This window comes from Clostridium carboxidivorans P7 (assembly GCF_001038625.1).
GTDB classification, from domain to species: Bacteria; Bacillota; Clostridia; order Clostridiales; family Clostridiaceae; genus Clostridium_AM; species Clostridium_AM carboxidivorans.
Genome location: NZ_CP011803.1, coordinates 568,996 through 589,698, shown reverse-complemented (window position 1 = coordinate 589,698; position 20,703 = coordinate 568,996). Strand labels below are relative to the sequence as shown.

Annotated in this window: 17 protein-coding genes; 3 read left to right on the top strand and 14 right to left on the bottom strand. The window is 28.5% G+C overall.

Going from position 1 to position 20,703, the window contains the following annotated elements:
* Nucleotides 1-188: 188 nt before the first annotated feature.
* The 9 genes from Ccar_RS02555 to Ccar_RS02515 all read right to left on the bottom strand — a co-directional run bounded on the left by Ccar_RS02555 (nt 189) and on the right by Ccar_RS02515 (nt 11,313).
* Nucleotides 189-914 carry a YARHG domain-containing protein gene (locus Ccar_RS02555; RefSeq protein ID WP_007063352.1) on the bottom strand — a complete coding sequence of 242 codons (726 nt, stop codon included), beginning with the start codon at nt 912-914 and terminating at the stop codon, nt 189-191.
* Nucleotides 915-1,096: 182 nt separating this feature from the next.
* The gene (locus tag Ccar_RS02550; RefSeq protein WP_007063353.1) at nt 1,097-2,530 is read right to left on the bottom strand and encodes a zinc ribbon domain-containing protein; all 1,434 of its coding nucleotides are present in this window, start codon (nt 2,528-2,530) and stop codon (nt 1,097-1,099) included.
* Nucleotides 2,531-2,555: 25 nt separating this feature from the next.
* Complete coding sequence (locus tag Ccar_RS02545) at nt 2,556-3,503, bottom strand: zinc ribbon domain-containing protein (protein ID WP_007063354.1); 948 nt, start codon at nt 3,501-3,503, stop codon at nt 2,556-2,558.
* A gap of 302 nt (nt 3,504-3,805) precedes the next feature.
* The gene (locus Ccar_RS02540; RefSeq protein WP_007063355.1) at nt 3,806-5,413 is read right to left on the bottom strand and encodes a putative polysaccharide biosynthesis protein; all 1,608 of its coding nucleotides are present in this window, start codon (nt 5,411-5,413) and stop codon (nt 3,806-3,808) included.
* A 79-nt stretch (nt 5,414-5,492) separates the two neighbouring features.
* Nucleotides 5,493-6,452 carry an RluA family pseudouridine synthase gene (locus Ccar_RS02535; protein WP_007063356.1) on the bottom strand — a complete coding sequence of 320 codons (960 nt, stop codon included), beginning with the start codon at nt 6,450-6,452 and terminating at the stop codon, nt 5,493-5,495.
* 222 nt (nt 6,453-6,674) lie between these two features.
* A complete protein-coding gene (locus Ccar_RS02530; RefSeq protein ID WP_007063357.1) occupies nt 6,675-7,847 on the bottom strand; it encodes a M20 metallopeptidase family protein in 1,173 nt (390 codons plus the stop codon).
* Between the two features lie 23 nt (nt 7,848-7,870).
* Entirely contained in the window at nt 7,871-10,042 is a 2,172-nt protein-coding gene (locus tag Ccar_RS02525) for a cell division protein FtsA (RefSeq protein ID WP_048029847.1), read from the bottom strand.
* 198 nt (nt 10,043-10,240) lie between these two features.
* A complete protein-coding gene (locus Ccar_RS02520; protein WP_007064302.1) occupies nt 10,241-10,597 on the bottom strand; it encodes a hypothetical protein in 357 nt (118 codons plus the stop codon).
* Nucleotides 10,598-10,770: 173 nt separating this feature from the next.
* Nucleotides 10,771-11,313 (bottom strand): metal-dependent hydrolase, encoded by a 543-nt coding sequence (locus Ccar_RS02515; RefSeq protein WP_007064301.1) that lies wholly within the window; start codon nt 11,311-11,313, stop codon nt 10,771-10,773.
* 176 nt (nt 11,314-11,489) lie between these two features.
* Here Ccar_RS02515 and Ccar_RS02510 point away from each other — a divergent pair, with 176 nt between their 5' ends.
* Nucleotides 11,490-12,335, top strand: a complete 846-nt coding sequence (locus Ccar_RS02510) for a pentapeptide repeat-containing protein (RefSeq protein WP_007064300.1) — start codon at nt 11,490-11,492, stop codon at nt 12,333-12,335.
* Nucleotides 12,336-12,500: 165 nt separating this feature from the next.
* On the opposite strand, the gene Ccar_RS02505 is transcribed toward Ccar_RS02510, so the two are convergent.
* From Ccar_RS02505 to Ccar_RS02495, 3 genes are all read right to left on the bottom strand, one after another.
* Entirely contained in the window at nt 12,501-12,911 is a 411-nt protein-coding gene (locus tag Ccar_RS02505; protein ID WP_007063892.1) for a hemerythrin domain-containing protein, read from the bottom strand.
* A gap of 317 nt (nt 12,912-13,228) precedes the next feature.
* A complete protein-coding gene (locus Ccar_RS02500) occupies nt 13,229-13,528 on the bottom strand; it encodes a hypothetical protein (RefSeq protein ID WP_007063893.1) in 300 nt (99 codons plus the stop codon).
* Between the two features lie 188 nt (nt 13,529-13,716).
* Nucleotides 13,717-14,628 (bottom strand): DMT family transporter, encoded by a 912-nt coding sequence (locus Ccar_RS02495; protein WP_007063894.1) that lies wholly within the window; start codon nt 14,626-14,628, stop codon nt 13,717-13,719.
* Nucleotides 14,629-14,954: 326 nt separating this feature from the next.
* Between Ccar_RS02495 and corA the strand changes: the two genes are divergently transcribed.
* Nucleotides 14,955-16,019: a magnesium/cobalt transporter CorA gene (gene corA, locus Ccar_RS02490; RefSeq protein ID WP_007063895.1), complete on the top strand. Its 1,065-nt coding sequence runs from the start codon at nt 14,955-14,957 to the stop codon at nt 16,017-16,019.
* A 289-nt stretch (nt 16,020-16,308) separates the two neighbouring features.
* On the opposite strand, the gene Ccar_RS02485 is transcribed toward corA, so the two are convergent.
* Entirely contained in the window at nt 16,309-17,781 is a 1,473-nt protein-coding gene (locus Ccar_RS02485; RefSeq protein ID WP_007063896.1) for an erythromycin esterase family protein, read from the bottom strand.
* Between the two features lie 175 nt (nt 17,782-17,956).
* Nucleotides 17,957-19,333, bottom strand: coding sequence for an MFS transporter (locus Ccar_RS02480; RefSeq protein WP_007063897.1), 1,377 nt, complete (start codon nt 19,331-19,333; stop codon nt 17,957-17,959).
* Between the two features lie 219 nt (nt 19,334-19,552).
* Here Ccar_RS02480 and Ccar_RS02475 point away from each other — a divergent pair, with 219 nt between their 5' ends.
* Nucleotides 19,553-20,659: an MGDG synthase family glycosyltransferase gene (locus Ccar_RS02475; RefSeq protein WP_007063898.1), complete on the top strand. Its 1,107-nt coding sequence runs from the start codon at nt 19,553-19,555 to the stop codon at nt 20,657-20,659.
* Nucleotides 20,660-20,703: the final 44 nt, after the last annotated feature.

The window sequence follows — 20,703 nt, the reverse complement described above, 5'->3', positions numbered from 1 at the left end:
TCTAATAATAAAAAAATAGAGCTCTGATTATAGCCCTATTTTCACATATAATTTTAAATAAAATCATATAAATTTGTAATACATTTAGCCGTGATGACAACCTTATCATATATAACGGAATGAAAGTTAAAATCCAAACTTACACTGCACTCTTACGTAGCATAATTTTTATATTACATAATAAGTTTCTATTTATTTTCATACTTAAGCATTAAATCTACATTAGATTTTTCCACTGAACTTAATTCTTCATCACTACCTTTAAAAGCAGTATTAGGCTTGTACCACGTTTTATTATTAAAATAAGTTTTGAATGGTTCTGTTTGAAATACAAAACCATGTCTTGCATATATTTCATTCCTTGCTATAGCCAAATTTTCCTTACTTAAAGAACTTACTTGATCATCTGTGAGTTTTGTACTTCCACTGTTAGAAAACATATATTCATCAGATTTACTATTAGTATTTGCAGCATTGTTCTTATCTTTACTGCTGTCCTTTGATTTATCTGTGCTTTCACTAACATTTGATGTACTGTTTCCATCAGTTGATGTACTACTACTGCTGCTATTACCAACTGTATTTGTAGTTGATGCCTGCGGCTTTGAAGGTGTATCATTTTTAGAATAAAAATAATACGAACCAAAACCTACAGTCAAAATAACCAATCCTATTAGTGCACCTATCATTACTGACTTTAAAGTCCCTTCATTTGAATGGTTATAATTCTCTTCTTGCTCTATTCTATTTGGTACTTCCCTTATTTTAGGTATTACTTGAGTGTATTCGCTATTATAATTATTTTTTTCTCTAATACTGTCATGATTACCATCTATCTTTTGCGGTGAACCACATTTAGTACAAAACTTAACTTCATCTGATAATCTTGTACCACATTTTACACAATAATGCATTATAAAAAATTCCTCCTCTACATATCTTCTAATGATTATAACATCAAGTGATTCTTAAACTCAAGTGGAATTTGTTTACGAGAACTACTTATTACCAAATCAAATGCTGATAAAATTATATACTTCATATCCAAAAAAATCTGCTGACAAAAATATCAGCAGTTTTTATTTCATCATATATATTATTTAGTAGCTTGTATACTCTGCATTTGATAACCATTTTTTGCTTCATTGTACTTAAATGTATAAGTATATTTAAAGGTTTTAATTGAAGAACTTCCATTTTGATATATGTTATATACTTCTTCTGTATTTACGGTACCAGATTTATTATCATCACTTAATTTGTAAGACAACAAATTAAAGGACATAATCTCTTCTTTTATTCCTTTACCATAAGTATCAGGAATGTAACCTTTTTGTTCATCATAAATTTGACTTCCTGGATATAGCAAATCTTCCAACATGTAAAAACTATTAGTATTTACTGCTCTTGTGAAATAATAAGTATACCAATACACTAAATTATGAACTTGATTTTCTTGATTTCTAATTAAACTTTCAGCTTGAGCAAAATTTAAATATACGTCTTTATCACCCTGATCTACTGTTTCTTCATTGCTTTTTAACATTTTGCCATCTTTAGTAATGACACCATATATTTTTGTATTGTTATCTAAAGGTCCAAAATTTCCTGCATCTGCAACTTTAGTTCCTGTATCCTTGCCATTTACAAAAATTTTAGCATCCGGGTAATCACTTTTCACTTTTACATAATTAAGATTTGTAAAAGTTTCTATATTAACTTTATCACTGCTACCATCCATAAAATTAATATCATGTGGATCACTTAAAGAAGTGTATTTTCCTTTATAATTTGCTAAAATAGTATATTTTCCTGGTATAAATGGTCCAAATTCTTTGCTAAAATTATCTGAATCACTTTTCCCAATTTCCGTACCATTTAATGAAAAAACTACATCTTTTATGCTTGTCTTAACTTGAATAAAACCTGGCTTTATAGCTATTTTATAGTTAGGAAAAAACAAAAATTTCTTTCCTGCATATGCAAGAGTTAAAACAGATCTGCCGCTGCCATTCATTCCAGTTAAAGCTTTGGTTTGACTTGCATTTGCAGCATCCTTTTTCAAACCATTTACTACTGTATTTAAATAAGAAGGATTGTCCTTAAAATAAGTTAGTAATGGCACAACTGTCTTATCGTTTATTTCCAATCTATTGTCATCACAATAAAGTGTACTAACCAAATCTCCTTTATTTCCTGAAGCAACAGCATTTTCAAACCTTGCAACTACCTTAGAAGGATTCGACATTAAATTGCCAATTGCATATAAACCAATTAAGAGTACTACAACAATTGAAGCTATCACAATACCTATTCTGGTTTTCATAGAACTTCCAAAATTTCTTCTCTCGTTATTAGTAGGAACTATAATTTCGTTATTATAATTATAATCATCTTCATCCATATATTCATCATTATCTGCAATTTTTTCATCTAATTTATCCTGATTTTCATTTAATTCAGTGCCGCATTTAGCACAAAACTTTTGTCCTTCTTCTAATTTTTCACCACATTTTCTACAAAAACTCATTTTCCCACCTCTATCCAAACTATTTTTAATACCTAATATTCTTCATCACATTAGTTGCAGACATTATTATATCGGATATATTGGAAGATAAAAATTTCTGTAAACACATTAAAATCACGATAAAAGCTGCTAAAAATGATACTGCAATTATAAATACTGAATGATTTTCATCTATAAATAATTCTTCCCTAATAATTATAGATAAACTTGCTAGTGAAACTATTAGTCCGATTAGGAATATACCTGCACCTACGTAAATCGACATGTAGGAAAGTAAAATTGAAAGTACTTCAAAGTATAAAGTGGGTACTGAAATAATAAGTACCGTTTTATATATTGTAAAAGGATCTCTTTTATCCTTTGATACAATATTAGTGCCCAAATATATAACTATAAAAAGTACTATAATTACGCCTAAAAACAACATACCATTTTGCAAAAATATTTTTCCATAAGGTATGTTTATAAGAGATTTAACCTTATTGATTTCAGTTGTTAAACCCATTATATCATTTGCACTTGGTACATTTCTGGATGAACCTGGCTGTATTAAATTCATTATTCCTGATATTTTTTGTACTAAATCTAAAGCTATGTTTTGAATTGTAGAAATAATTTGATTTACCTTCCATACTCCTAAAATTCCTTGAACAATTGCAAGAAATATTGTTAACCCAATAACAGAAGATTTTTCACCATTTTCTACAAACTCTTTCCCCCCTGAAACAGGCTTAAATAGCATTTTAATTAAAATATTTCTTAAACTTAAAAAATTCACTTGATTTTTAAAACTTGTATAAGAGCTATATGCTTCTTTTTGAGAATTAAAAAAAGTATCTTTTGGAACAAAATTTTGATTTTCATTAGATTGTATTTCTTCTTCTTGTAAGTCTTCAATTAACTTTACACCACAATTAGTACAAAATACACTCCCATCTTCAACTTTTGATCCACATTGGTGACAATAACCCATGCTTATTCCTCCTTAAAATAATTTTGTGGACTTTTTCTTTTGTATTTTTTTCCTTGTTATATATTCTACAATTTTTATAAAATTCCTTCAAATTACATTATTTTTATTCATTTTAAGCTATAATAAAGTAATTATATCGTTTTCAGATAGTGAAAATTAAAGATAGCTTTCCATACAAGGATTTTATATATAGCACTTTCTAGTAAATTATGAATTATTCTTAAATATTAAACACTACATGTTGCTTAATTGACAAAAAATAATTGCATCAGTTCAATACTAATGCAATTACATTATAAAATTTATCTCATTTTATTTAATACAAACTGCGGAATAAGTCTAGTAAGTTTAGATGGCATCAAATTTAAATCATCTCTTCTTATTCCACCTAAAATTACTAATCCAAAACCATATGTAAGACCACCTACCCCAATAGCTATTACTGTAGCTATTGTATTAGTAACATATCCTTTATGTATGAAGCCAAGCACTAAGCTTAGAATATAGTACGTACCAAAAGATAAAGCTCCCATAACAGCTGATGCTATAATTGGCTTTATGGAATGAATCCAGAGACTTAGTTTTAAATTTAAAGACTTTTTAATAATTCTATGATTTAAAACTATAGGAATTGCAAATCCTATTATGCTTCCTCCTACCGCTCCTAATATATTAATCTTAGGCATTGCTATTAAAAAATAATTAGAAGTTATTTTAAAAACTATCCCTATAACAGAATACAATGTAGCAGTAAAAAGTTTTCCTATTCCTTGCAATATAGTTGTTTGTATTTGCATAATAGCCATTAATACTAAAACTACAGAACCATAGGCCATAATAAATTCTCCTCCACGGAACTTCAGCATATCATAAATTGGAGTACTTAAAGAAGCAAGTCCAACAGCGCAAGGTACTGCAATCAAAAAGCATAATCTAAAGGAATAGTTTATTTTGTTTCTTGCAAGCTTCTTATCCTTCACTGCTATTGCACTAGATATAGCAGGTAAAATTGCAGCTGAAAGTGAAGATATAATGGCAATAGGTACATTTAAAAGAGATTGATATTTAACTAAATATCCATATAATATACTAGCATTAACTTCAGTAATTCCTCCTACCATAAGTCTTGATTTTGTATTATATACATCTACTAAATTTCCAGCATAAGTCATACCTACACATATAGTTATGGGTACACCATATTTAACTATTTTTCTTAACAATTGCTTTGTAGTAAATCTTCTTACTTCTTCATTTATATATCCTTTAGGCACTTTAAACCTTCTATTGCTTTCATAATAATACATGAGAAAAACAGCTGAAATAAGTGCTCCTACAGATGTTCCTATGGTAGCTCCTGCACAACCAGCTTCTAGTCCAAACTTCATGAAATAAACAGCAAAGCCTAAAGAAAAGATAATATTCATTATCTGCTCTATAACCTGTGATAGTGCTGTTGGAGTCATATTTGCACGTCCTTGAAAATACCCTCTATAAGCAGATGCAACAGACGTAAATAATATAGCTGGTGAAAGTGTTAAAAGTGATAAATAAGCCTTATTAAATTTAACTAATTCAGCTAAAGGATTTGCAAAAATAAGCAATACAAGTGACATAAGAATTCCCAAAATCACAAGTATGAATCTTGCTATTTTAAAGCTTTTTACTGCATCTTTATAGTTCCCAACTGCTGTAAGTTCAGATATAAGCTTTGATATTGCAACAGGTATTCCTGAATTGGTAATTACAAATATAAAAGTATATACCTGATATGTAGCTCCATATATTCCATATCCTTCGCCGCCAATTATCATTATTAAAAAGGGTATGTAGAGTAAAGACAAAACCTTTACCATCATACCCGCCGCAGAAAGTATTGCAAATCCTTTAGTAGTTGACTGTTCCTTCATAGTAAAACTCCTTATCTATATCCCCCATATTGATTATAAATCATCTATAACATATTTAAATATAAATTTGGATCTACGATTAAAACTTATCAAAAATATCATTTTTAATCTTTTTCAATACAGGTGGCAATCCTGATGCTACAGTTTTATTTTGCATGTAAATAAATTTTTCAGTACAATCTCTAAAAATAAGTTTGTATGCATATAAAAATTGATAATTTAAACCATATTTATTGAAGAAAAAACTGTTTAATTTAGCTGTACCATATTTTGTATCTCCTAATATCGGATTACCCAAATGGTTTAAATGAGCTCTTAATTGATGACTTCTTCCTGTTAACAATTCAAGTTCAACTAAAGAAAAAGTTCCACAGCTTTGAATGTTTTTTACATTCATACTAATTTCTTTTGTATCTTTTCTAGGTTCATCATAAACCTGAGATATATTTTCACTTTCATTTTTATGAATATACGCCTTATACAAGCCATCCTTAATTCTTCCTTTTATTAAAGCTTGATAATACTTATGTATTTTCTTTTCCCTTATCATTTCATTTAATAATTTTAAAGCTTCATAATTTTTTCCAAATATAACTATACCAGAAGTGTTTCTGTCCAATCTATTGCAAGAAGCTGGTGTAAATGTTACTTCATTTTCTGGAGTATAATCCCCTTTGTCATAAAGATATGAAAGTACATAATCTGTTAAAGTGTGCTCTTTCTTTTTTCCATCTGAGTGCACTAAAACTCCAGGCCATTTTTCAATTACTACCATGTTTTCATCTTCATAGGCTATTTTTAAGAAACTATTTTCTATTCTATTAAACTTCTTTTTTGTTTGATTCGAAGTTATATCTCTTGTTTCTATTAAATCTCCTTCCATTAATGCATACTTTTCTTTGGCCTTTTTGCCATTTACCTTCACATCACCTTTTCGTATGCTCTTATATATAGCACTTAAAGGCATATCCTTAAGCCATTTTCTCAAAAATTTGTCTAATCTCTGTCCTGCTTCATTTGGTCCTATTTCAATTTTCATATCATCACTCCTAATAAGTATTATATATCTTTCTACATCAAATTTCTCTATTATGTTATTATTTACATTTTATCTAATTAAACAACATCTAATTATATAACACTATTATTGTCAAAAGCAATATATAAATATTTAAATTTGTGATAATATAAAAACTAAATTCATTTTAATACAATATAAAATAATAAACCCCAACACCTTTAAAGGTATTGAGGCTCATTATTATCTTAAAAGTTCGTATGCAATTTTACACTGTAATGCTATTCCAACTGGAAGACAATCTTCATCAATATCAAATAGACTTCCATGAGCTGGATTTACTATTCCCTTTTCTTCATTTCTACATCCTAAATAATAGAACGCTGAAGGTCTTTCCATGGAGAAATAAGCAAAACTTTCAACTCCTAAACTTGGGTTCTCCAATATTTTTACATTTTCTTTTCCTATTAAGCTGTCAGCAGCACTTAAAACTTTTTCTAACATATCATCATCATTATACAAGCAAGGATAGCTCTCTTCTATATCTATTTCACATTCTCCACGCATTGCATGCACAGTTCCTTCAACTACTTCAACTAATCTTTTCTTTACATAAGCTCTGTTTTCTGTAGTCATAGTTCTCATAATACCTGATATTGTAACTTCTTCTGGTATTATATTTTGAGCTGTACCTCCATGAATAGTCCCTATAGTTATAACTGCTGCATCTGTTGGTGATATTTCTCTACTTATAACATTTTGAAGAGCTATTACCACTGAACTTGCTATAACTACTGGATCTATTCCTGTATGTGGGCGAGCTCCATGAGCTCCTTTTCCCTTAATTTTTATGGTAAAAGGATTTGACGCCGCATTTACAACTCCTCTTTTTACTCCTATTTTTCCAACCTCTATATTTTCATCTACATGCAAACCTATTACATTATCAACTTGTGGATTTTCTAAAACTCCTTCTTTTATCATTACTTTAGCTCCACCTGTGGTTTCTTCTGCAGGTTCAAAAAATAATTTTACATTTCCATTTAATTTATCTTTTATACTGTTTAATATTTTAGCCGCACCTAAAAGTATAGATGTATGTGCATCATGCCCACAAGCATGCATTTTTCCCTTTACTTTTGAACAGTAGTCACAGTTTTTTCTATCTTCTAGTGGAAGAGCATCCATATCGGCTCTTAATCCTATAGTTTTATTTCCATTACCCTTTATTATTCCGCAAATTCCTGTTTTAGCTGTTTCAGTATATTCTATACCTTCCTTTTGTAAAAAATCCTTTATCTTTTGAGAAGTTCTGTTCTCCTCATAACCCAATTCTGGATTCATATGAAAATCTCTTCTTATACTTACAATTTCATCTTTTATATTCTCTGATAGTTTTAAAAAATCTAATTCCATGTTTAATTCTCCAATCTACAATATTATTGCCAACCAATTTCAATTATATCGCCACTTGAAAGCTTATCATAATAGCCTGCATCTTTTTGATTTAAACGTAAATATAACTTTCCTTTGGGTATTGTTAAATCAAAATCTATAAAATTAAATATATCTATAAAAACATATTCCTTTTTACCTTGTAAACATACGTTTTTACCATTAACTATTACTTCAATTTCATCTTCTGATTTTTCCTTTTTTAATAACTCTTCATCTTGTTTTGTTTCTTTATTTTCCTCTAAAGCTTCAACTTTTTCTTCACTTTTTTCACTATCTAAAGCAGCTTCCACCTCACTAGTTTCATTTTCTACAGTAGTTTTATTTTCTACGGTATCAACACTTTCTTCACTAGTTTCAATTTCCTTTTGTTCAACAACTTCTTCTATAACCTCATCTTTTTCTGCTTCATCATTCTTTATACTATAAATTCTGTCTCCCTCTTCTATTTTATAGTCATCTGAAATTTCTGTGCCATTTAAATAGTATTTATATTCTTCACTGTTTTCCGATACATATTTTTTATATTGAGTTAAAGTTTCAGGAAATAGTATTTCAACTTCATCATTTTCCTTTATTTTTTCATTAAGATCAACCTTTTCCCCATTTATTAAAGCTATTGGCTCTAAATTTTCTATTATGTCATTAACAAAAAAGCTTATGGAGTAAAGCCTTTTAACATAATCTAAAGCACTAGGTGCAGAATCATTTCCATCTCTAGCATATTTTATTTCTACCTTATCTCCTTCTTTAACATCCTCATCTATATTGGACTTATTACCATTAAGCATAATTTCTGCTGGTGAAGCAAGAGTTCCAAAGGCTACTCTTTTAATTCCATTTAAAGTGAATCTAATATTTTTTCCGTTTCTGCCAATTAGTACTTTAGGATTCATCCCCCCCTGCATCATTACATCCATCACTGTATGTCTATGTGAATTAAATAAGCTTATTACTTTATCATTTAAAATTACATCTATAAAGTCATGTCCAAGCCTTCTTATGGAAACTAATGCTATTCCCAAAACTGTTACACCAGTACTACCTAATGAATTATCCTCACATACACATTCGGTTACAGCATCCCTACCTTTAATGGCTATTCTTTGAGGTAATATGTTAAGCTTATCTGCTAAAAACTCCTTTAATTTAGGAGTATGTGCTCCTCCTCCTACTATAAAAATAGCATTAGGAGATTTATCTCCATTTAATTCTATAATTTTACTTCCTATTTCATCTGCTATCTTTTTTACTGTTGGAGTAATGAATTTCACTACATCTTCGGAATTCAATTCATTTTCTAATCCTAAAACATCTTTATATACTAATTTATCATTAGTACTGCACTGTCTTTTTATATATTCTGCCGTATTGAAATCTACAAGATAATTTTGTGCAATGACTTCTGTTACTTCATCACCAGCTAAAGGAACCATACCATAGGCACTTATAGTATCCTTACTACTTATAGCTATATCTGAAGTACCTGCACCTACATCTACCAACGCTAAATTTAAAAGTCTTAAATTTTGTGGTATAGCTGCTTCCATAGCTGCTATAGGCTCTAAAGTCATACTTGCTACTTGAAGTCCAACCTTTTCCATAACAGAATAAAGACTATCTACTACTGATCTTGGAAGAAAGGTTGCTATAACTTCTGCTTCTATGTTTTCTCCCTTATGTGAAAGTAAATTGTTTATTATGTATCCATTTAAATAATAATTTTTTACACTATAGCCAACACAATAAAGCTTTCCTTCCCTTTGTTCATTTATTTTTTCTTCCGCACTTTTTACTGCTGTAAGCTCTAAGCTTCTTACAGTATCCTTATCTATTTCCTTATCATAATCAATTTTAAGCTGTGCTTTAGATACCATAGTCCTTAAAAATCTTCCTGCTGCTGCAATGGATACACTCTCCATTTTCATATTAAGCTTTTCTTCTAACTGCTTTTTAACATTGTTTACTGCATTAGCTACCAAACCTATATCATGAATTTGACCATCTATCATGGCTCTTTCTTCATGCTCTATACAATATTCAGCCACTATATGAAATTTTTTATCTCTTACTGTACCCGCTGTACCTATTACAGAACGTGTACCTATATCTAATGCAAATATTACATCTTGTGGATTAATGTTAGTATCATTCATAATATTTACCTCTTCATCTTTATAATTTAAAAGCTCATAGTTCTAAAAATATGGCCTTTTTGCCTTATAAACATTATAAATAATTATAAAATATTTGTAAACTAATCTATTTATATTATAAAACTTTATCTACATATTTATTTTCAAATAAAAAAGGCTTAATTTAATAAGCCTTTATAACATGTGAATATTTTATTGTTAACTAAATCTACATAGTTTCTCATTCCATTTGGATATACAAATATAATCAAGTGGACTATCATAGAAAAACCACTTAAATACTCCACGTCTCGAACCAAAAGTTCTATTGAACTTCTCCATCATATTATTAAATTTATCATCAGCATATAGATGAGGATCATTCTTATCTATATTTAGAATATATCTATACTCGAAGAAATTACCTCCATTGTCATTTTCATAAAACATATTAGGATTAGTAGTTAAAAATGTCACTTTTTTCCCTATAGACTTACTCTTACCTAAATGTCTTTTTTCTCCTGCTTGTGGAATTAGTTTGCTATACTTTTCACTTGAAAAATGATAAAATATCATTCTTTTACACCTCGTTTCACTTATAATGTTATCACTAATTAGTATAAAAGTATAATATAAAACATTATTTTTAGAGGACAATGAAGGTAAATTGTCCTCTGTCCTCTGAAAAGTTGTGCCGGAATTTGCTTATATTAAGTCAAACTTTTCTACATACAAAAAGTTAATTTAAACTACAGCCTTCCACTTTTTAAAAATTCTTTTACTCTCTTATTTTTTACTAACATAATGAAATAGTACCCAACAATAATTGCACCAATTATTTCAGGCATATAAACTGCTGGATTTCTTAGTAAATTTGCAATATTCATAGCCAGCCAATTTCCCTCTGGTCTAGTAGGGAACTTCAATCCATAAGCTGGCCAGAACAATATACCTGGATATAACCACATGCTGTCCAATATTTGATGTATTAAGCTGCACACTCCAAGTGTTATAAAACCATTATTTTTACTTCTTTTAAAATAATATGATCCTAAAATTATTAAAAACATAGAAAATACCAGAGAATGAGCAAATATCCTACTATTGTGAAATGTGCTTCTAAAAAAATATGCTCCTATTGGCTTATCTATAATATCTGGAAGTATAGATCCAATGGCAACCAGCCTATAATCTATATAAGATTCATTTTCATTAACTTTTTCCACTGGAACAATATTTTCGTATAATTTAAAAGCCGCAGTTGTTATTCCTACATGTCCAAAAAATATCATATTTTTACCTCTAACATTTATGTATTATCATTTTTATAGATATTATTACATTAAACTTTATAATATTCAAGTTTTAAATATTGAGTATGTAAATATTGAAATATAAGCTGTATATGATACAATTTATAAGTAAAAATTATTTGTATTTTTTAGTAATCAATAGGAGATAGATAAATATGGTACATACAAATGAGAACAATAAAGAATTAAAAATTGAATGTAAAAAATGTTTTGGATTATGCTGTACAGCATTATACTTTTCAGCATCTGAAGGTTTTCCAACAGACAAAGAAGCTGGTAAGCCCTGCATAAATCTTCAACCTGACTTTACCTGCTCTGTTCACAAAAATCTTAGAAGTAAAGGCCTAAAAGGCTGCACTGCTTATGATTGTTTTGGTGCTGGTCAAAAGGTATCTCAAGTTACTTGTAAGGGTGTCAATTGGCACGAAAGCCAAGAACATGCTAAGCAAATGTTTGAAGCCTTTTTAATTATGAGACAGCTTCATGAAATGTTATGGTATCTTACTGAAGCATTAATGCTTCAAACGGATGCCAACCTTAAGGAAGAAATAAGTTCATTATTAGAAAACACTAAAAATCTCACCTTACTTGATATTAATTCTCTATTATCATTAGATATAGAAGCTCATAGAAGCAAAGTTAACATATTTCTTAGAAATACTAGTGAACTTATACGCACTAAAACATGTAATAAAAGAAATGCTAATTTAAAAAATAAAAAAACAATTTCTAGATCATTAGACTTCTTTGGAGCAGATCTTAGAAAAACTAATCTTATAGGTGCTGACTTAAGAGGAGCATGTCTTATTGCAGCAAACCTTAGAGGTACTAATTTGAGTGGTGCAGATTTGATTGGTGCAGATTTACGAGATGCTGACCTCAGTGGTGCTAATCTTACAAACAGCATATTTCTCACTCAAGCTCAGATCAACACAGCTAAAGGTAATTCAAATACGAGAATACCTGCAAGTTTAACTCGTCCAGATTATTGGTCCAAATAATTAAATAACCTTCATATAAAAAATCCTATTATTAAATTTTCAGTAATAGGATTTTTTATATGAAATATTCTCATTTTTAAAAAAGTTATAAACAAACTTCATAAATATTTTTCCTTAAATGATATAAAAAGCACTATTTTAAAAAGCATTTATAAACAATTTATGTTACTTTATAAGTGGATATAAGTGCTTATCTTCTTTATCTAGCCTATTTTTCAGCACTTTTATAATTTCAGCTGTGTGATTTTTAAAACTTTCAATATTGTTATTAATTTTGGTTTTAGTATTAAATTCAGCTTTATATTTTTCAAGCTCTGCATTTATATTTCCCATTTCATCTATATAATGTTTAGCCATATCTTTAAGCTTATCATCATCGCCATTTAATAATTCAGGATATAAGAAATTATCCTCTGATTGCAAATGAACTTTTAATACCCCTATTAGTAAATTAATATTTTTAGATATTTCAAAAGAATCATTTTCTATACTATTCTTGTTAATTAAACTTTCTATTGTTTTTACATTTTCACGTATTGCTTCATGTTGTCTCACAAGATTATTAATATTCATCATATTACAGTTCCCTTCTTTCACTAAAAAATATCCTTAAGTTGTTGATATTATTTTATCTGTTTTAAGTATATTATAATATTTAGCTTAATTCCGTAACCAACGGTACAAATGATAAATTTTATTCTATGTGAAGCTCATTAATTTTAAAATAACGATTAATAAGCTTTGCTATGTTTTTTTAGTTCTATAACTAAAAAACACAACAAAGCTTATGGGAATGTTACTAAATAGTATTTTTAATTATTTATATACAACATTTAAATAATTAAGCTATATTAATAGATTAATTGGTAAAATCATATACAAACTCTAAAAAATTATTCGCTTAATCTTAGTATACCTTCTTTTTCATTTATATAAGGTAGTGTTTTTACAATTTCATAAACATATTTTAACTTTTGTTTTTCTTCTTTTATGATACTGTCTTTTTCAACTTTATTAAAACAAAGCATATTACACCAAAAATCTACAAAATCATCCTTAGTTACAAAATGAGTATCTTCTTTATCTTTAACTACAAATCCGCTTTTAAATTCTTCTAATATCTCAATATCTTCAATTTTATTATTTGAAATACTTCCGCATACATCATTCCACATAGTTTTAAATGCTACCATAAAATTATACCTCCTAATCGTACAATTAACTCTCACATATATGTATATAGTATATCATATATTGTGCTTAAGTCAAACCTATTTACTCAATAAAATATAACATTAAATTTAATTTAACTACATTTATCTACAATAGTGTGCCTTATTTAACATAAATAAATTCATTAATCTATTCCTTTTAACTCACATCAATCAGCTTTTTCATGATAATAATTTGTCCCCCATACCCCAACTAATATCATTATTGCACCAATAATATGATAAAAATAAAAGCTTTCATGCAATACAATCACTCCTGCTATAATAGACACAATAGTTGATATATTTGCAAACACCGAACATCTAGAAGCCTCCATTTTTGAAAGTGTATAATTAGCTAAAAAATATGCTACTATAGATGATAAAATTCCAAGGTATAATACTGAGGTTATAAATGTTGTACTGCTTAATGGTTGAAGATAATATGATAACTTTTTATTTATTAAAAGATTAGCAATTGAAATTGCATTAAAGCACACAGCTCCTGAAAACATCATAAAGTATGTTATTTCAATAGCATTAAATTTTCTTGATATCTTCCTTGATATTATATTAAAAAACGCAGCTGAAAATACTGCACCTAATAATAACACCACACCTAAAATAGAACTTTCCTTTTTATCCGAACTTCCCATTACAACTATTAGGATTACACCAGCTACAGACAACATTATACTTATAGTTTGCTTTATGGATGGCTTTTCATTTAAAAAATACACTGCTAAAATTGTCACCGCCATGGGTATAAGAGCAATCATAAGCCCCCCTACTGAAGATGCAGTTCTTTGAAGTCCATAGGTTTCAAATATAAAATAAATTACAGGTTCAATGAAGCTAAGAATAACAAGCCACTTTATAGGTTTATTCTTATAGTTTACCTTAATTACCCTAAAAACTATAAGCAATGTCATAACTAAAAAAGCAATTAAAAATCTAAAGGAAAGAAGCGTTATAGGATCAGCTACACTTAATGCTCTCTTTGAAAACAAAAAGCTTAATCCAAAAATAAAATTCATTGCCAATGCAGTTATATACGGAAGAATATTTGATTTGTTTTCCATGATAATAATCATTCCTTTCCCTTTTTTAAATATAATAAAAAATTTAAAACGTAACTAAAACACTGATTATAATTGTACCATAACTGCTTATATACTAAATTTATAAATGACAGTATTATTTATACTTGTTCTTTATGATATCGTTTACAAATATAAATTTCAGCTATACACATAAGTTTTTTATTTCCAGTGCTTTGAGACATAAATCTGTTAATACTTCCATATGGCATACACCGGAAAGAAAAATCTAAAATTTTCTTCAAAAGTTGAGATTTTAATTTTTAATGTTAAAATTAAATTATTAGTTATTATGGTGGTGAAAATACATGAGCAGATTTATTGTTACTAATCCCAAGAAAGTAGGCTCTGCCCCTGGAACACTTGTGCATATTGGCAGCAAGTTTAAGGAAAGGTCAGAAATAACACTTATTCAGTATGATAATGAAACAGAAGAAATGCTGCATACAAATAATATTGATAAGTGTTTTTCTCATTTTAATGCTGAAAAAGTTAAATGGTTAAACATAGAAGGACTTCAGGACATTTCTATTATAGAAAAAATAGGAAGACAATTTAAACTTCATCCCCTCTTGCTTGAGGACATATTAAATACAGGCCAAAGAGCCAAAATTGATGACTACGATAATTATGTATTTATTGTATTGAAAGTACTTACCTATAATAAAGATTTAAAGAAAATAAAGTCTGAACAGGTAAGCTTCGTTTTCATTGACAATTGCATTATTAGTTTTCAAGAAAGGGATATAGGTGTTTTTGACAATATAAAAAATAGAATTAAAGTTTCCAATGGAAATATAAGAAAACTAGGAGCAGATTACCTTCTCTATACTTTAATAGATGCCATTGTAGACAGCTATTTTGTCATGCTTGAAAACTTTGGGAATAAAATAGATTCCGTTGAAGATCAACTAATAAACAAACCTGAAAAAGGAATTTTAAAAAGCATACACAATCTCAAAAGAGAAATGCTTTTTTTGCGTAATTCCATATGGCCTTTAAGAGAAGTTGTAAGTATACTCATAAGAGGCGATAATTGCCATTTCACTGAAAATACTATTGTATATTTAAGAGATGTATATGATCATATCATACAGATAATTGATACCGTAGAAGTGTATAGAGATATGCTGTCTGGTATGCTGGATACCTATCTTTCCAGTATAAGCAATAAGACAAATGATGTTATGAAGGTTCTAACCATAATATCAACTATTTTTATTCCTATAACATTCTTAGCTGGAGTATATGGCATGAATTTCAAGTACATTCCAGAGCTAGAATTACCTTATGGTTATGGTCTTTTTTGGGTTATTGTGGTAATCATCACATTACTGATGATTAGATACTTTAAAAAGAAAATGTGGATTTAAGTTTTGCAAAATGAGTACATTGCGACGTAAGTTGCAGTAGAAGTTTGGATTTTAACTTTTACTCCATGATATATGATAAAAGTTAAAATTCAAACTAGTAAACTTCAAGTGTACGCACATAATTGCATTGTTATAGGTAATTTTAGTAAGCAAAAATTATACTTAATCATAAGTTATAGTGCTTAAAATTTAAGGCATACTCTGCTGATGTAGAATATACTAAATTTCCAAAAAGTTATTTTCTAATGCAATAACAATTTATAAATTAAGCAACAAAGTATTATGAAAACTACGCTTTCTTATTCTTATATATATACATGCCAATTACTAAAATAATTATTAAAACAGATCCTGCAACAATCTTATACATATTTCTATATACAACTGTTATAGTATCTCCATTAATTATACCTGTTTGATACCCTTCAATACCTACAGCCGCTGAAGTTTCCTTAACAAATATCAATCCATCATAAGATTCTATTGGTACTTCAGGCATTACAAATTGCTCAATATTTCCATTATAAACAGCTCCAATGCTGTGAGTTAACTGTTTTTGTGATAACCACCTTGCAATATCCTTATCCTCTGAAGCAGACTTAAAATCCATAAAGCTCAAAGGTATCCCTGTTTTTTCAAAACTGTATGCAAAGGAATTTGAAGCTGACTTATCCACTTTGAATTTTGCTGTTGTATAACCAAATGTTTTTCCAGTATTATTACAAGGTATTGCTCTAAAACTGCCTTTATAAAAATCAAATCCTATTGAATAGAGATTATCTTTAAACATATCCTTAAGATTTTCTCCCATTGATTTATAGATAGGACACTTTTTAGTTACATGTCCATTATGTGCCCACAGCATAATTTTATCATTACCAAATTGTTTTTCATAATTTAAAATCCACTTAACATTTTGTGCCATATAATAATCTCTAACAGTGACTGGTTCTCTTACATCTTTGTTTTTTGCTATTTTTGAAAATTTTACACATTGAATGATTATATTCAAATCCTGATACACTTTTTCATATTCACTAATAGAGGTCTTTTCAACATAATTTTGTTTATTTTTTTCAAAAATGCTTTTTAATTCTTCAGTATCTTTTTCTAAGCCATTTAGTCTTTCGCTACTTAATGAATACATTTGATTATTCACATATGATAATTTTTCTTTGAACTTAGGAAAATTATTGTTATCAACTTTTTTTACATAATCTAAAACTCTAGTACTGTTTTTATCTGCAGACTGCATATCAAAACCATAAAATTTAATTTTTCTTTTATGCTGAGGATTTTTATTGTACATTCTCATCCATTCCACCATATCAACTACTTCTTCTGTTGACCATGTCCAAAATTTCATAGATTTAACAGCATCCTTTGCGTTTCCAGTTCCATTAAGTATATAATCATTAACATCTTGAGCTCCACCTGATTCAGCTTCTATAGCAAAAATTCTATATCCCATTTTTTCAACCAAGAATTCAAAGAAACGATGCTTCATTTCAAAAAATTCTTTAGTACCATGAGTTGCTTCTCCCATTGCTACAATTTTTTTATCTTTTAATATTTCTTGAAGCTTATTTAAGTCATCAAAACCATTTTCAGCTTTTGTAGTTTTTAAAGGTATTAGCTTACTTTTCAAATCAAATTGTTGTACATCATCAGCTTTTATGTTTATGCTTTCACATCCAAATAAAACCACAATTAGAAACAGTATTGGAAATAAGAATTTTAGGTACCTTTTGAAATTTTTCATATATACTTCCCCCCATTTGCTGACTTTTTAGTTAATGTTTATTTAAACTATATTCCTAAAATCAATCTATGATTACTTTATAATCACATCGTAATTTTTACCCATATATTGAAAATTATATCATTTAGTTTAAATAAATTCATTACAATCATTTCAAGCAAAAGAGTATTCCAAATCATGTTAACTTTGATCGTTTATAAAGAATTGCTTTAACTTCACTAATATCCTTTTCATTACTCTTGGCCATCTTAACATAGCAAAAAGCTGAGGGAATGAGAAATAATTGAAATATTGATAAAGTAATTATATAGTTATTAGGTTCTCCTGAATATCTAGATACAGCAGCTAAAAGTGTTCCAACTCCAACATTTCCTAGAGTTCTTCCTAAACTATTGGCAAGATTAGCTGTACTAAAGGAAGTTCCTCTGTGCTCTGGAAGATTGACATCTGTTATTAAAGCAAGCCAATTTGGTGTATTTGCAGATTGTGCTGCTGAAGCAAAAAAAGATAAAATAAACATTGCAGCAATCCATGGATTTAAAACTATTTCTCTTAATAAACTAAAAAAAATTAAAGAAGCATTATAATTCCCGGGCAATAATAAATTTTTCATTGGCATTACAAACATTAATATATAAAATGGCATAGTAATAAAAACAAAAAATGAAGTTAATATAGCTCTTCCTTTATAATTCTTTCTTTGTGCTTTATCTCCAAGGTGACCAAAATACGAAGATGTTAATCCACCTATTTGAAATATAGCAAAAAGAAAACCTGAAGCAATTATTGCTGTTTTATTATCATATCCTTCGTGTTGTATTTTTGAAATATACAGCGTTGGAAGCCATATTAAGCTTCCAGTCGTAATATTCATAAAAAAGCCTTGAAAAAACAATAAGATATTGCTGTGCTTTGAAGCCAGCTCATATAAATGATTAAATTCTATATTGTAATTATATTCATAACCTTCTTTAATAAGCTCCTTTAATTCAGGTTCAGCTTCTCCTAATGCAGGTTCCTTTATAAAAAGATATAAAATAATCAGTAGAAAACCTATTATACTCACAATCTTAAAGGGTCTCCTCCATCCTGCATAAGTAGTAGTAAGAGAAGCCATTAATGATCCTGCAATTCCACCAAAACCTTGAGACATTCCCCAAAGGCTTAAAATCATACCTCGCTTTTTGTGTGGAATATAATCTGTTAAAACACTAAATCCAATTGATGCTATGCATCCAAGTCCTATTCCAGTAAAAATTTGAAAAATCAAAAGTTGTAAATAGTTGCTGCTTATAGATGTTAAAAATACTGATATTGACCAAATTATAGTACCTATAATAATAAGTCCTTTTCTTTTAAATTTTCCTGAAAGATATCCCCAATAAATTGATGAAAATGCTGTAACTAGAATATTAACAGCAGAAACAACTCCAAGTGCAGATAAATTCACATTTAATTCCTTAGCTATAGAAGAAAATAGTGGTGGAAATAACCCTATAATAATATTATCAAAAGCAGCCAAAGCCACAAAAACAAATATGGTATATATCATTTTTAAGTTTTCCTTATTCGTAAATCTTCACCTCTTCTCATAAGTTCATACATATTCAAAATAGTTATCTATTAAACTATAGTTTCTACCAAATTTACATAAAAAATTAATTTTTAAGGTAACATAATTAAATAAAAAGTTTTTTTATTTCACCCAATATAATTTAGAATAAGTTTTTTACATATCTGAATGTTATTTAAGAAAGGAATGATATTTATTATGACCAAAAACATACTTATTATTTCCTCTAATTACACAGGACATGGACATAAAAGCATAACTGAATCCTTATGCGAAGTTTTTTCTGAGAATAATGATGTTAACATTCACGTTGTAGATGGCTTTTCATTAGGTGGTAATACTCTTTTGAAGATAGGCAAATCTTATGGTCCTATAACAAGAAAATCTCAAAGTTTATGGGAATTGGTATGGAATATGTCTACACTAAAACCAGTATTAGTTAATGAATTTATTGAATTAATAATAAAAGATCATTTAATGAAGCTTATAGAAGAAGTACATCCTGACTTAATTTTATCTGTACACCCTAATTTCAATGGTTCTGTTATAAATGTATTGGAAGAAAATAAAATCAAAATACCATTTATTACTTTAATAGCAGACTTAGTAAGTATATATCCTCTTTGGGCAGAACCTAGGGCTGATTATACTATAAGTCCAACAACAGAAGCAAAGGATAAATGTATGGAGTTTGGTGTTCCAGAAGAAAAAATAAAAGTTTTAGGTTTTCCTGTACGTTCAAGATTTAATAATCATGGAGAACATAGTGATTATAAGACAGATAATCCTTTAAAATGCTTAATAATGAGTGGTGGAGAAGGCGTGGGAAATATGAGAAAAATAGCTGAAGTTCTTCTTAACAATTTTAACTGCATTGTTAGAATTATTGCAGGTAGAAACACAAGGCTTAAAAACTCACTTAACAAATCCTTATCAGAAAAGTATGGTGATAAGGTTGAAATTTATGGATTCATGGAAAACATACAGGAATTAATGTTTTCTTCTGATATTGCTTTTACAAGAGGAAGTCCAAACGTTATGATGGAATCCATAGCATGTAATACACCTTTAATTATCACTGGTGCTTTACCTGGCCAGGAAGAAGGTAATCCAAAATTTGCTGAAGATTATAATCTAGCAGCAGTATGTACAGATGTAAAAAAAATGAAGGATACTATAGAAGATTTACTTAAAAACAATGCAGAAAAATTAAATGAAATAAAAAGATCTCAAATGAATTATAATAATCCCAATGCTGCTAGAGATATTGCAAACTTTATTTTAAGTGTTGTTAAAAATGATTAGTTTTGATATACAAAAGTACTTGATAATTAATATTGCATAATTAT